10 protein-coding genes and 1 pseudogene are annotated in these 13,758 nt (G+C 68.8%); 2 read left to right on the forward strand and 9 right to left on the reverse strand.

The genetic code is table 11. The features are described 5' to 3' along the window. Positions 1–201: 201 nt before the first annotated feature. The 8 genes from C0010_RS09380 to C0010_RS15415 form a co-directional block, all read right to left on the reverse strand. The gene (locus C0010_RS09380; protein WP_105566824.1) at positions 202–384 is read right to left on the reverse strand and encodes a DUF1918 domain-containing protein; all 183 of its coding nucleotides are present in this window, start codon (positions 382–384) and stop codon (positions 202–204) included. Positions 385–541: 157 nt separating this feature from the next. Beyond that, a complete protein-coding gene (locus tag C0010_RS09385; RefSeq protein ID WP_105566825.1) occupies positions 542–919 on the reverse strand; it encodes a cupredoxin domain-containing protein in 378 nt (125 codons plus the stop codon). A gap of 76 nt (positions 920–995) precedes the next feature. Continuing rightward, entirely contained in the window at positions 996–1,691 is a 696-nt protein-coding gene (locus C0010_RS09390; protein WP_105566826.1) for a response regulator, read from the reverse strand. Next, a complete protein-coding gene (locus C0010_RS09395; protein ID WP_158685415.1) occupies positions 1,634–2,914 on the reverse strand; it encodes a sensor histidine kinase in 1,281 nt (426 codons plus the stop codon). Before C0010_RS09395 ends, C0010_RS09390 begins: the two co-directional genes overlap by 58 nt. Beyond that, positions 2,911–3,585, reverse strand: a complete 675-nt coding sequence (locus C0010_RS09400) for a DUF2306 domain-containing protein (protein ID WP_105566987.1) — start codon at positions 3,583–3,585, stop codon at positions 2,911–2,913. The genes C0010_RS09395 and C0010_RS09400 overlap by 4 nt, the downstream gene beginning before the upstream one ends. Positions 3,586–3,844: 259 nt before the next feature. Beyond that, the gene (gene pheT, locus C0010_RS09405; protein ID WP_105566828.1) at positions 3,845–6,343 is read right to left on the reverse strand and encodes a phenylalanine--tRNA ligase subunit beta; all 2,499 of its coding nucleotides are present in this window, start codon (positions 6,341–6,343) and stop codon (positions 3,845–3,847) included. Then, entirely contained in the window at positions 6,343–7,383 is a 1,041-nt protein-coding gene (gene pheS / locus C0010_RS09410) for a phenylalanine--tRNA ligase subunit alpha (protein ID WP_105566829.1), read from the reverse strand. Before pheS ends, pheT begins: the two co-directional genes overlap by 1 nt. Before the next feature lie 755 nt (positions 7,384–8,138). Then, positions 8,139–8,387, reverse strand: a complete 249-nt coding sequence (locus C0010_RS15415) for a transposase (RefSeq protein ID WP_105566830.1) — start codon at positions 8,385–8,387, stop codon at positions 8,139–8,141. 355 nt (positions 8,388–8,742) lie between these two features. Here C0010_RS15415 and C0010_RS09420 point away from each other — a divergent pair, with 355 nt between their 5' ends. Beyond that, positions 8,743–9,756 (forward strand): IS481 family transposase, encoded by a 1,014-nt coding sequence (locus tag C0010_RS09420; RefSeq protein ID WP_232531888.1) that lies wholly within the window; start codon positions 8,743–8,745, stop codon positions 9,754–9,756. Here C0010_RS09420 and C0010_RS09425 read toward each other — a convergent pair. Further along, positions 9,710–10,471: a transposase gene (locus C0010_RS09425; protein WP_158685417.1), complete on the reverse strand. Its 762-nt coding sequence runs from the start codon at positions 10,469–10,471 to the stop codon at positions 9,710–9,712. The genes C0010_RS09420 and C0010_RS09425 overlap by 47 nt on opposite strands. 2,163 nt (positions 10,472–12,634) lie before the next feature. Between C0010_RS09425 and C0010_RS09435 the strand changes: the two are divergent. Further along, positions 12,635–13,625, forward strand: a pseudogene (locus tag C0010_RS09435) (IS481 family transposase). The last annotated feature ends 133 nt before the right edge of the window (positions 13,626–13,758 follow it).

Consider the following 13,758-nt stretch of genomic DNA (forward strand, 5'->3'; position numbering starts at 1 on the left):
CCACCCCGAACGGTTCCGGAGCCGGCCGGTCACGCCATCACCCGCCGACCACGTCGGCATCAACCTACCCAACAAAGAAGCAGTCACAATCTGAACCGAGTGACTCCACACAGCTTGACATCCGACGCTCCGCGAGGTTCTCGGCGCGGAATCTGCGACCGCGACCACGTGAGGGCGTGCGCGGACCCCGCACGGCGGCCGCTACGCCGTCTCGACCTCGGCGTCGGGGCCCGGGAAGATCAGTGCCTCCCGGCCGTCCGCGTGGCGCACGAGGTACGGCGGGGCTCCGCCCTCCCCGCGGACCTCGACGACCTCGGCGACATCATCCGGATCGCCCACCGTTCGGCCGTGAACGTGCAGGCGGTCCCCCGGCTGTGCGCGCATGACTGCTCCTTCCGTCGGACACCCCCCAGTCTCCCGCGGAAAGGCCCGCGGTGGAAGGCCCCGAGCGCGGGGCCGGTACCGTCGCCGTGACAAGATCCGTGCCAGGAACCGGCGGAGAGGTGCGGAATCCGCGACGGCGACGGGGAGGTTCGGGACGTCAGTCGGCCGCGACGACGACGCCCTCCATGCCCTGGGCCCTGTGGCCCGCCACCGAGCACCAGAACTCCATGTCGCCGTCGACCACGCCGACGTCGATCGTCTCAGTTCCGCCGGATGGGACCCGCTCGCTCGCCTCGCCGTTTCCGAAGGTGATGTCGTGGACCATCGCGTCGGCGTTCTCGAACTCCACGACGAGGCGGTCGCCGAGCGGCACCTCGATCTCGGCGGGGTCGTAGGCCATGCCCACCGCCGTAATCGTGACGGTCGTCGTCTCGCCCGTCGGCTCGACCGATGGCCCGGATGCGCAGCCGGCGAGCCCCAGCCCAGCCATCGCGGCAAGCGCCGCGGCGCGGAGCGCCGTGTTCGTCCGGATCATCGTGCTCCCCTCGTCGAGCGACCGCCAGCCTATCCGCCGAACCTGCGGCGCCCCGGGCGCGCGAGCCGGAGCGGGCTCAGCGCCGGCGCACGCGGCCCGACTCGTACGCCCACATCGCCGCCTCGACGCGGTTGCGCGCCCCGAGCTTGTCGAGCACGGAGGCGATGTGCGCCTTCACGGTGCCGAGCGAGAGGTGCAGGCGGCCGCCGATCTCGGCGTTCGTGAGGCCACCGGCGAGCGCGACGAGCACCTCCTCCTCCCGCGGGGTGAGGGGCACGGCTGGCTCGTCGGCGCCCCGTGCAGGGGCGAACGCCGCCAGCAGGCGCGTCGTGATCTCCGGTGCGATGAGCGCATCGCCGCTCGCCGCGGCCCTGACCGCTTCCGCGAGCAGCCGCGGCCCCGAGTCCTTGAGCAGGAACCCCCGCGCCCCCGCCCGGAGCGCCTGGTGCACGTACTCGTCGAGGTCGAACGTGGTCAGGACGACGACGGCCGGCGGATCCGCATCGGCGGCGAGCGCGCGCGCCGCGGCCAGGCCGTCCATCCTGGGCATCCGGATGTCCATCAGCACGACGTCGGGGCGCAGCCGCCGCGCGAGGTCGACGGCGACGACGCCGTCCGGCGCTTCGCCGACGACCACGAGATCGGGCTGCGCCCCCAGCATCATCCGCAGGCCCGCCCTGATCGACTCCTGATCGTCGGCGATGAGCACCTCGATCACGCCGGTCCCCCGTTCTGTCGCCCCGGCGCGGGGACCACCGCCCTGACGACCCATCCCGCGCCGACCAGCCGTCTCCCGCCGTCGTCCACCGCCCGCTCGCCCGCTCCCGCGGACCCGCCGGCGGGGCGATCCCCCGCGCCGCCGGCGCTCCGCGCGGGCACGGCCGAACCAGCGGGCCCCGCCACCAGGGTGCCGCCGACCATCGCCGCGCGCTCGGTCATACCCGCGATCCCGAAGCCAGCCGGCGGCGCGCTCGGCAGCGGCGCGCCGTCATCGGCGATGGTGAGCTCCACGCCGGCGGCGTCCGCGTCGATCGCCACTGTGATGCGCGTGGCACCTGCCGCGTGGCGCCTGGCGTTGGCGACGCCCTCCTGCGCGATGCGGAACAGCACGTTGCGGACGAGCCGCGGCATCCGCTCGACCGACTCCCCCACGCCGGGCGGAATCGTCACCTCGACGGCGGGAGGCCCGGCCGCGGCGAGGGCCTCGATGTCGGGCAGCCCGGCGATCGGCCGCAGCGGCGCGACCCCGCCTCCCCGGAGCGTGCGCACCAGCGAGCGCATCTCGGCGAGCGCGTCGCGCGCCTCCCGCTCGATGGCGGCGAACGCAGTCGGCGCGTGGCCGGCATCCGGCGGCAGCGCCTGCGCCGCCTGGGCGCGGATCGCGATCGCCGAGACGTGGTGCGCCACGGTGTCGTGCAGGTCGCGCGCGAGCTCCTCGCGCTCCGCGGTGCGCTCGTACTCGCGCCGCGCCGCCTGCGCTTCCACGCGCTGGCGCCGGATCACGCCGACGAGGCAGGCGCCGCCGACGATGAGGGCGCCCGCCGCCGCGCCCACCGCGCCGTCGCCTCCCGTGACGAGGGAGACGAGGATCCCCGCGGCCAGCACGGGTGCGCCGACGATGCGGGCCCTCCCCGTTCCCCAGCGGAACAGCGCATACGGCACGGCGAGCATCACGACGACCGCGCCGAGCGCACCGAAGGGCGCCCCCGCCGAGAACGCGGCGATCTCGGCGGCCGCCGAGACGGCGGTCATCCCCGCGACGACAGCGAGCGGATGCGCGCGCCGCCACAGCAGGCCGGGCAGGACCGCGATCGTGATCGCCGCGGACGCGGCCGGCCACACGAGGTCGGTGCGCAGCGCGGCCTCCGCGATCGCCGCCACCGCGGCGATCAGCGCGATCACGCCGTCGCGCACGCGCGGCCCCGTCGCACCGGGCGCCGCGGGAGCGCGCCATGCCCGTTCGATGCGCGCGTCCATGGCTGACACGTTAGTCATCCCTTGCTCCGGCGCGCGTGCCGAATGCGGATGATGACCTCGGCGACGACGATGTTGATCAGCCAGCCGGCATCCATCTCGATCACGCGCCGCAGCTCGTCCGGATGCCCCAACAGGATCGACGTCGGCCCGGCGGTGAGAACCTGCGTGCCCGCCCCCATCGCGACGGCGTACGCCCTGATCATCCATGCCCCGTGGGCGTCGTAGCGGTGCCGTGCGACGGCGATCAGCGCGAGCACGAGGCACGCGAGCATCCACACGCCGACCGCCCAGCGCGACACCATCAGGGCGAGGCCGTCGACCGCGGGGAACGCGTACGTCGCGTTCATCCACAGGCCGCTGACCGCGACGACGAATCCGGAGGGCACCAGCAGATAGCGCCCGGCGAAGCGGTGCCACACCATGTGCGCGCGCCGGAACGTCGGGGCGAACTGGAACGCACCGACCGCCGCGTACACGACAGCGGCGATGATGTGGGCGACGACCGGCAGCGGGTCGCCGGCGAAGCGGTCGGGCGTGGCGGGGTCCACCGCGGCGACGCTGCCGACGCGGGCCGCGCCCGCGACCGACGGCACCAGCGCGAGGGTCAGGAGTCCCGCGATGAGCCAGCGCTCGCGGGCGGGTGTGCGGATGCGCCGGCGCTGCTTCTGCGGGCTCGATGTCGTTGTCATGCGGCAATGCTCGCCGCCGGCCGACCCGCCGCGCATCGGCCGATCGGCCTTGCGAAATGGTCGCGATCATCCGTTCGGCCGCGCCGCGGACTCCACTGCGCCGGATCGAGCACACGTCGCGTCCACCGACGGCCGAGGTCTGCATGCCCCTCCGTCTGCCGCACGTCCGCTGTGCGGGCCCTCGACGCCGCCGAGCGCGCGGAGACGCGGAAGGGGGTCGCGGAGCGAACGCTCCGCGACCCCCTTCGAGCCGAGCCGCTCAGTCGCGGATCTTCGCGCCGAAGCGCTCCTCCACCACCGAGACGCCCGCGAGCTTGGCCTCCGTCGCCTCCGCCGCCGTGAGCGTCCGGTCGTCCGCACGGAAGCGGAGCGCGAACGTGAGGCTCTTGTGTCCATCGGGAACGCCGTCGCCGCGGTAGTCGTCGACGAGCCGGATGGACTCGAGCAGCGCACCCGCGCCCTCGGCGAGCGCCGCGCGCACGTCGGCGGCGGGCTCGGTTGCCCCGAGTACGAGCGAGACGTCCTGCGTCGCGGCGGGGTACGTCGACAGGGACGCGACGACGACGCGCTCGCCCGCGAGGTTGAGGAGGGCGTCGACATCGAGCTCGGCGACGACGGTGCGCTGCGGCAGGTCGGCATCGTCCGCGACCTGCGGCAGCAGCTCGCCGACGTAGCCGACCTCCTCGCCCGCCACCGTGAGCACGCCAGTGCGGCCGGGATGGAGCGCCGCGCGCGCTCCCTGCGCGACGTCGATCGCGATGCCGGCGGCGACGCCGATCGTCCGGACGGCGTCGAGCGCGACCGCGATGCCGGCAGCCTCGGCCGCGCGGCCCGGCTGCTTGGGCGCGATGCTTCCCGTCAGGAGGAGCCCGACCCTGCGCGGCTGCGGCGGGATCGACGCGTTCAGCTCCGCGAGGGTCTCGTCGCTCGGCCGCTGTGCGATGGGAGGCACGGAGTCCGTGCCGTAGGTCACGCCCGGCTCGGGACGGAACACGTGGCCGATCTCGAACAGGGCGAGGTCGGTCAGGCCCCGCGCGATGTTGCGGTGCGCCGTCTGCACGAGCCCGGGGACGAGCGAGCGGCGGAGGAAGCCCTGCTGCGCGCTGATCGGATTGGCGAGCTTCACAGCAGGCGCGTGCTCCCCGCTGGCGGAGCCGTGCAGGTCGTTCTGCTGCTCGGAGACGAACGGGAACGACGGGACCTCGACGAAGCCGGCCGCCGCGAGCGCGTTGGCGATCCTCCTGCGACCCATCTGTCGCGGTGTGTATCCGCCGCCCGCCGGCGGTGTCGGCAGGATCGACGGCACGCGGTCGACGCCGTCGACGCGCACGATCTCCTCGACGAGCGACCACTTGTCGACGAGGTCGCCGCGCCACGTCGGCGGGGTGACAGCCCAGCCGTCGCCCGCGTCCGCAACGGCGCAGCCGATGAGCTCCAGGACCTCGCGGATCCGATCGGCCGAGTAGTCGACGCCGATCAGTCCGCTCGCGAACCCGCCCGGCAGCTCGACGGGTGCGAGGCTCGTGACCGAACCAGCGACCCCGCCCTCGTCGGTCTCGGTCCCGCCGGCGAGTTCGACCATCAGGTCGACCACGCGCTGAGCGGCGACCGCCGCGACTGCCGGGTCGACGCCCCGTTCGAAGCGGCGCGACGCCTCGCTCGGCAGCTTGTGGCGCCGCGCCGTGCGCGCGATCGAGACGCGGTCGAACGTCGCTGCCTCGATCAGCACGTTCTCGGTCGCGTCGCTCATCTCCGTCGGCCCGCCGCCCATGACGCCGGCGAGGCCGATGGGGCCCGAGCCGTCGGTGATGAGCAGGTCCTCGGCGAAGAGCGTGCGCTCCTGGCCGTCGAGGGTCGTCAGCTTCTCCCCCGCCGCGGCCCGGCGCACCGTGAGGCCGCCGTCGAGCCGGTCGAGGTCGTAGCCGTGGATCGGCTGTCCCAGCTCGATCATCACGTAGTTCGTGATGTCGACGAGCACGCCGAGCGACCGGATGCCCGCGAGCGAGAGCCGCGCGATCATCCACGGGGGCGTCGGGCGCGAGGGGTCGACGCCTCGGACGACGCGGGCGACCAGCTGGCTGGCGCCGACGTTGCCGCGGATCGGGGCCGCGTCGTCGATCGCGACGTCGAAGCCGGTCGAGGGGACGGGTACCTCGCGCTCAGCGGGGTCGGAGAAGGCCGCGCCGGTCGCGAGGCCGTACTCGCGGGCGAGGCCGCGGATCGACAGCGCGTAGCCGCGGTCGGGCGTCACGTTCACGTCGACGGCGGCGTCGTCGAGCCCGAGCAGCGCGACCGCGTCGGCGCCGATCTCCGGGTCGAGGCCCATCTCGACGAGCCGGATGATGCCGTCGCTCTCGAGGCCGAGACCGAGCTCGGCCGCCGAGGCGATCATGCCGTCTGACACGTGGCCGTACGTCTTGCGGGCGGCGATCGCGAAGCCGCCGGGCAGAACGGCGCCCGGCAGCGTCACGACGACCTTGTCGTCCGTGAGGAAGTTCTGCGCGCCGCAGACGATGCCGCGCACGCCGCCGTTCGCCTCGCCGACGTCGACCTGGCACCAGCGGATGTTCTTGCCGTTCTTCTGCGGCTCGACCTCGAACGAGACCACCCGGCCGACGACGACGGGGCCCGTCACGTCGAAGGTGATCGCCTCCTCCTCTTCGAAGCCGACCGACACGAGCGACGCGAACACGTCGTCCGTTGTCGCCTCATCCGGCACCGAAACGAACTCGCGGAGCCACGAAAGCGGAACGCGCATCAGACCACCATCCCGAACTGCTCGCTGAAGCGGACATCGCCCTCTGCCATGTCGCGCATGTCCTTGACGTCGCTGCGGAACATCAGCGACCGCTCGATGCCCACGCCGAACGCGAAGCCGCTGTAGACATCCGGATCGATGCCGGCCGCGCGCAGCACGTTCGGATTCACCATGCCGCAACCGCCCCACTCGATCCACCGCGGGCCGTCCTTGAAGGTCGGGTGCCACAGGTCGAACTCGGCGCTGGGCTCCGTGAACGGGAAGTGGTTCGTGCGCAGGCGCGTCTTCGCGTCTTCGCCGAACATGCGCTTCGCGAGGTAGTCGAGCGTGCCCTTCAGGTGCGCCATCGTGATGCCCTTGTCGACGACGAGGCCCTCGATCTGGTTGAACACCGGCAGGTGCGTCGCATCGAACTCGTCGGTGCGGTAGGTGCGGCCCGGGCACAGCACGTAGATCGGCAGGTCTCGCGTCAGCTTCGAGCGCACCTGCACGGGGCTCGTGTGCGTGCGCATGATGAGGTGCCGCGCGACGGGGTCGACGTAGAACGTGTCCTGCTCCTGACGGGCGGGGTGATCCTCGTCGAAGTTGAGAGCGTCGAAGTTGAACCACTCGTGCTCGAGCTCGGGGCCCTCCGCGATCTCCCACCCCATGCCGACGAAGATGTCGCCGACCTGCTCCTGGAGCACGCTGATGGGGTGGCGCGCCCCCGTGCGGGTGCGGGTGCCGACGGCCGTGATGTCGATGCGCTCGGACTCGAGGCGCGCGGCGAGCTCCGCGGCGGCGAGCTCCTCCTCGCGTGCGGCGAACGCCTGGTTCACCCTGCCGCGCGCGGCGCCGACGAGCTTGCCGGACTCGGCCTTGCGCTCCTTCGGCACGTTGCGCATCTGCGCGTTCAGGGCGGCGAGCGGGCTGCCCTCGCCCTGATGGGCGGCACGGGCTGCCTTCAGCTCCGCGACATCGTCGGCGGCGGCGACCGCGGCGAGCGCTTCGGCGACGGCGGACTCCACCGCCTCTGGCGTGATTTCGACTGGTTCGGACACGAGAACCGATTCTACCGGCGCCGCGCGGCGGGCCGGTCACGCGACGGCGCGGCCCCCATAGTGCCGCCCCTTTTTTCTCAAGGGGGCTGGCGGTCGCGCCGCCGTGACGTCGGCTCATACAGACGAAGAGACGAAGCGTGCATCATGCAACGAAACTGGCGTTGCAATATGCGCACCTTGCTCGGGCTCGCGCATGACTCAACGAGGCCGCTCGATCTAAGTTCAACCCTACAGGACACCGTTGAATACAGGGGCCGGGGAATGGCCAGTTCCTCAATCGAACATGGTTATACGGAGTAGAATTTCGGACCAACAAGAGAAACCAGGCATTGCCACGAGAACTAGGGCACTCCTCGAAAAAAGTGACTACCACCTAGAGCGCAACTCTCGACAGCATAGAAGTTCTTGGGTGCCAATCACCATCGCGCCAAACATTTCTCGCCTGTGACAGCGATCCATCTCACCTCGATCTTTCATCGAGCGTCCACGGTGGCTTCTGAGGCGTTGTCGCCGGACTCGAGCGTTGATTCTGACATGAGTTATGACTATCGAGCGCGGGGCGGGCTTCCGGGCCGGGGTCCTTCGAGCTCGTGGGCGAGCAGATGAGATGGGTGTGTCGGCCGGCAGATGCGAGCAGCGCGCAGTCTGGCAATCGCGGCGGTGAGCACGCTCGCTCATCTCGGCCGGTTCGCGAACCGCAACCACACGCGCCTGCCGGTGCAGGCGATCACGGCTGGGAGGGCGAACAGGCGGTGCTAGAGGCGTTTCGGCTCCCAGTGGCGCGCCTGCTCGGCGGGGTACGCGAGAAGGCCGAGCCAGACGATCAGTTCGCTGGCGATGCCGACGATGAGACACCAGGCTCGGTTTTGACTGAACGTGTTCTGCGGGAGGTTACGCAAGCCGGTGTCTTTCGCCTCGCTGGTGCGATCCTCGGCGCGGACATGGCGGCGGTGGCGGAGCTCGAGACAGGCGAGCTGCCCACGGGTGGTGTTCGTCGCGAACACCGGGAGCCTTCGACGTCGTCGAACCGGAGCTTCGCACCGGGGTGGAGCGCTCCCGGCGGACGACGACGCGCATCCCGTCCGGCCACCCCGACAGGTCGAGCGGCCCGATCACTTCGGCCACGCCCGCGCCGTTGCGGGGCTCGCCGTCGGCATTGATCGCGGCCTGCCGTTCGGCCTCCGGAATGAAGCGGTAGATCTCCGAGGTCTCGAACGGGAGAGTGAATCCGACCGGCTAGATGTGATGTTCGGGGACGTTGTTCCGAACACGGGGCTGAGTCTTCCCAGAGATGAGGGCCTCCGGGCTGTGAAGTGAAGCTGTCTATTTCAATGCTTCACAAGCACCCAGGAGGCCCTCGTGTCCCAGGCTAGCTCTGTCCTCGCCCCGCGCACGAGGCTCCGCCTCGCGCGCCTGATCATCGACGACCACTACTCGATCGCTGTCGCGGCCAGGCTATTCATGGTCTCGCCCGTCACCGCTCGCAAATGGGCTGCGTATTGCCGGTCCGAGGGCGCGGCTGGGATGCAGGAGCGATCGAGCAGGCCCCACCGCATCCCGCACAAGGCGGCCGAGCAGGTGAAGAAGCGGATCACCTCGTTGCGGTGGCGGCTCCGGCTCTGCCCGGCGCAGATCGCTGGCCGGCTCGGGCTGGCCGCTTCAATCGTTCACGCCGTCCTGACGCGTTGCGGGGTGAACCGGCTGTCGCATATTGACCGGGTCACCGGCGAACCGCTGAGGCGTTGCGAGTATCCCTATCCGGGACCGCTGATCCATGTCGACGTGACGAAGTTCGACAACATCCCCGACGGCGGCGGCTGGCGCTTCGTGGGTAAGCAGCAGGGCGACCGGAACCGTGAGGCCACAGCGAAGCAGACGGGCAAGCGTCACGCACGCCTCGAGCCGAACGTCGGCACCGGGTACGTCCGTACCGTCTTCGATGACAACTCCCGCGTCGCCTATGCCGAGATCTGCACGGACGAGAAGGCTGTCACCGCAATCGGCGTCCTCGAACGCGCTGTCGCTAGGTTCGCCGAGTGCGGCGCCAGCGTCGAACGCGTCCTGTCCGACAACGGATCCGCGTACAAGTCGTTCGCCTGGCGAGGCGCCGGCGCCAGGCTCGGCATCACGCACAAGCGGACGCGCCCGTATCGGCCACAGACGAACGGGAAGAGCGAGCGGTTTCACCACACCCTTGCGGACGGCTGGGCCTACGCCGGGTTCTATGCATCAGAGACAGAACGGCGCGCCCCACTACCGCGATGGTTGCACTTCTACAATCATCACCGGCACCACTCCGCGGTCAGCGGCCCACCTATCAGCAGACTCAACAACCTGCCCGGACATCACAACAGGCGACGCGTCGCATCGTGAGCCGGGCGAGGAAGCCTTTCGTGCCGACCGCGCCGTCAGCGCGGTCTAAGATCGATCTTCCCGGCCGCCAGGGATTGATGCCGGGCAGCTGCGCGAACGCGCCATCGATGTGTTCGTCGAGGGTGTTGGATCCCGCGTTCCCGGGCCGCAGTCTCATCGCGGGCTTCTCCCCGGTCCCGCCCTGCCCGTGATCGACAGACGCGATGAGCGGATTGAAGCCGAAGCCCCGTTTGAATGTCGACCTGGCGTCTTCCTTCTCCGAATGCGCGGTGGTCAGCGTCGCGTCCAGATCGACGACCACCGGCTCGCCGGGCAACCGGGCAATGCCCGGTGCATGCTCGCCATCCCGCACCCATGCCGCCTGGCGAGCGGATCGCCTGGCCGTCGCGACAGCTGCTTCGACCCGCGAGACGTCCCCCGCGAGAGCGGCGATGGTGCGCGAGTTTGTCGGGTCCGACGCGACCTGACTGTAGACGGCAGTTTTCGCGCGAAGCACAGCGATGTCGCTGAGCGCGTCACCACCAAGGGCGAGGATGATCGCGGCATCTAGGATGATCTTGCCTGGATCGTGCCGGGACAGCGGCTTCCGCCACGGCGCGAGCGTCTTCGAGAGCGCACGGTGCAGACCCGTCGCGCGGACGAAATCGGTGGGCGACACATCGCCGGCGTGACCGATCGCGCTGAAATCGCCGCGTCGACATGCAGACTCGGACACGCACAGGTAGCCTCCACTTTGAAGGTGCTCTTGGTCGGGGCGAACAGTTCTTGTCTAAGAACTGTTCGCCCCGACCAAGAGCCCTTTTCTGTTGCGGCAGACAGCGATCGACCAGGTCAACCGTGACAGTCCGTGGCGTAGGGAACGCGTGGAAGCTTCCCATCACCAGGCGACCCAACTGACCAATTCCGAAGCGCAGCCAGGCTCCACCAGTTCTGTACGCGGCATTCCTGAGAAACGCATACTCAAGACCGGGCCCGCATCACAACAGCCGTGCGACGCAGGAATATTGACCTAGCACCAGGCCCAGGACGAATATGGCAGCATCGTCGTCATTGAATCGTGCTTATAAACCTCACCAGGCGCAAGTGCGAAGCATCCCATGCTCACGATCTCGCTAGGATATCCCGCAAACACCTCAACCCGAGCCTCAGACAACTTGCAGTTTTGAACACTTGTAACCGGCCCAGAGGTCGTAACCTTGATTGCAGGCTGAGTACTACCACAAGGTCCGACTGGGCCGCGAGCAGACGTCGCCGACGCGCCCGTTGCTGGAGCTACAATACCGAGAACAGCAACACACGCGATCAGCAATGCCGCGCGCGAAACACGCTTCTTCATCGTTCTTCCTCCCTAAGTCGGCTGACAAACTTAGCGTCAGCACCAAGTCCAGTGCGTGAACGTCTTCTGTGGCTGGTTGATGAACTCAACATACTGACCTGGCGCGAGGATTCTGCAATGCCCACTAAATGCCTCACCACTCAGAACTTTCTCGAAGTGCATCCGGACTCGAGCCTCAGAATTCATGCAGTTCTGCAGCTTAACTTGCGCTCCACCGTACGACTCGGTCACCACAATCCCCTGACTGGTACCAGCACACGGTCCGGCAGGCCCCCGCGCCTCTGCGGCAGTTGCAACTGTTGCCCCGCCCAAGAGGGAGGTGACGAGCAGTACCCCCATGGCCATTGTTCTGGCTACCATGCCCCTTCGAGCCATTCGGAGTCCTGAAGACGTACGACGCACAAATATCACCTTCAACATATCAATTCGCGTGCAACCTAATACACAGACCATTCCAGGTCGTGCTATTACCTATCCTGCTACTACACTGCATTCAAGCATATGGAGAACTCAAGTCCCATATAGGACACTGGCCGGTTTCGGCCGATACCGTTTGATAGTTGAATCACGCGCCAGTCGACGACCGCGTAGAGTAGCGCGTCGCGTTTGCTGGAGCAAGTGATTCCTAAAGCCGTCGGTCCCAAATAGCGGTCGCGCGATGTGGATCGTCGGCCTCGGTCTTCCTCCGTGCAGGGGAAGTAGCGCGTTTGGCGAAGACGTCACGCAACGGGCACGGCTAGCGCGCAGAGCCGGGCGACCGACGGCGCGCGGACCTGGGGCGATTCGGATCGGTTCGGGAACCGCAGTCGGATCCGCCGTCCCGTGCTCGCGAGAATCCGGGGAGGGCGAACAGACGATGCCGGAGCCGCTTCGGTGCCCAGCACCTCCTCCGTGCGATGCGGTAGGCGGGAACGTCCCCATTCAGGCAAGGACGTCGCTGTGCAGGGCGACGACGAGGCATCAACGCCGGATCTGGGCGGAGCTGCCCAACGGGGAAGGTTCCTCAGGTCGACGTCTTCACGCCCTGGATGAGGTCTTCGCCGTGTGCCCGGCGGCGGAGGCGACGTTCGAGGTCGGCAACTTGCCTGCGGATTGTGTTCGTCGCGAACGCGGTGAAGTGATACTTGTCGACGACTTCAAAGCGGAGTTGCGCGCCTGGGTGGGCGAGTTCTCGTCGGACTTTGACGCACATCCCGGCCGGCCGGCCAGATCCAGCAGCCCCGTGACCTCGGCCGTACCCACTTCTCGCGCGGTCGACGATCACAAACAGTGTGTCGAGGCCTGCTGCCATTCGGCGAGGAAGCAGGCGCCGGTGTGGATGGTGCGGACGACCTTGTAGCACGGATACACTCTTGCGCACCGACACCCGTCCAGACGCTAATGGATGCGACGACGGCAGGCGTCGAGGCCGCCGCCGACTAGGTGTGATGTCCAGGGACGTTGCTTCCCGACGCGGGGTTGAGTCCTTCCGAGGGGTGAGGGCCTCCGGACGGTGAAGTGGAGCTGTCTAGTTCACCGCTTCACGAGCCCGAGGAGGCCCTCGTGTCCCACGCTAACGCTGTCCTGACCCCGCGCACGAGACTCCGCCTCGCGCACCTGATCGTCGATGACGGATACCCGGTCGCCGTTGCGGCGAAGATGTTCATGGTCTCGCCCGTCACCGCCCGCAAATGGGCGGCCCGCTACCGAGCCGAAGGACCGGCCGGGATGCAGGACGCGTCGAGCAGGCCCCGTCAGATCCCGCGCAAGACGCCGGAAGTGGTGAAGAAGCGCATCATCGCGTTGCGCTGGCGACTCCGGCTCGGCCCCGTGCAGATCGCCGGCCGGCTCGGGCTCGCCACCTCGACCGTCCACGTGGTCTTGGTGCGGTGCGGCGTGAACAGGCTGTCGCATATCGACCGCGTCACGGGTGGGCCGCTGCGGCGCTACGAGCACCCGCATCCGGGCTCATATGATCCATGTCGACGTGACGAAGTTCGGCAACATCCCCGACGGAGGCAGGCACCGCTACGTCGGTCGTCAGCAAGGCCACGCGAATCGGCGCTCCAGCGACAACATCACGCGCGGGAAGAACTATCGGGCGTTGATCGGCACGGCGTTCGTCCACACGGTCGTCGATGACAACTCCCGCGTCGCCTACGCCGAGATCTGCTCGGATGAGAAGGCCGTCACCGCCATCGGCGTCCTCGAGCGCGCGTTTGCCTGGTTCGCAGAGCACGGCGTCGTTGTCGAGCGAGTGCTCTCCGACAACGGGTCGGCCTACAAGTCGTTCGCCTGGCGCGATGCCTGCGCCCGGCTCGGCATCGTCCACAAGCAGACGCGCCCGTATCGGCCGCAGACCAACGGGAAGATCGAGCGTTTCCACCGCACCCTCGCAGATGGTTGGGCCTGCGCGAGGTTCTACTCGTCAGAGACCGAGCGGCGCGACGCGCTGCCAGGCGGGCTGCACTTCTACAATCATCACCGGCACCAGTCCGCGATCAGCGGCCCACCGACCAGCAGACTCAACAACCTCCCTGGACATCACACCTAGGGGACGCGCTCGACGAGACCCGTCAGCGTGTCTGACAGGATGCTTCCGGCGATCGGAGCAGGAAGGGCGGCTTCTTTCTCGGGTGTCGACACCCGTTGCACACAGGCTCAAATTGTTGACGCATCATCAGCTC

Origin of the sequence: Microbacterium halophytorum (assembly GCF_002970975.1) — a bacterium.
GTDB classification, from domain to species: domain Bacteria; phylum Actinomycetota; class Actinomycetes; order Actinomycetales; family Microbacteriaceae; genus Microbacterium; species Microbacterium halophytorum.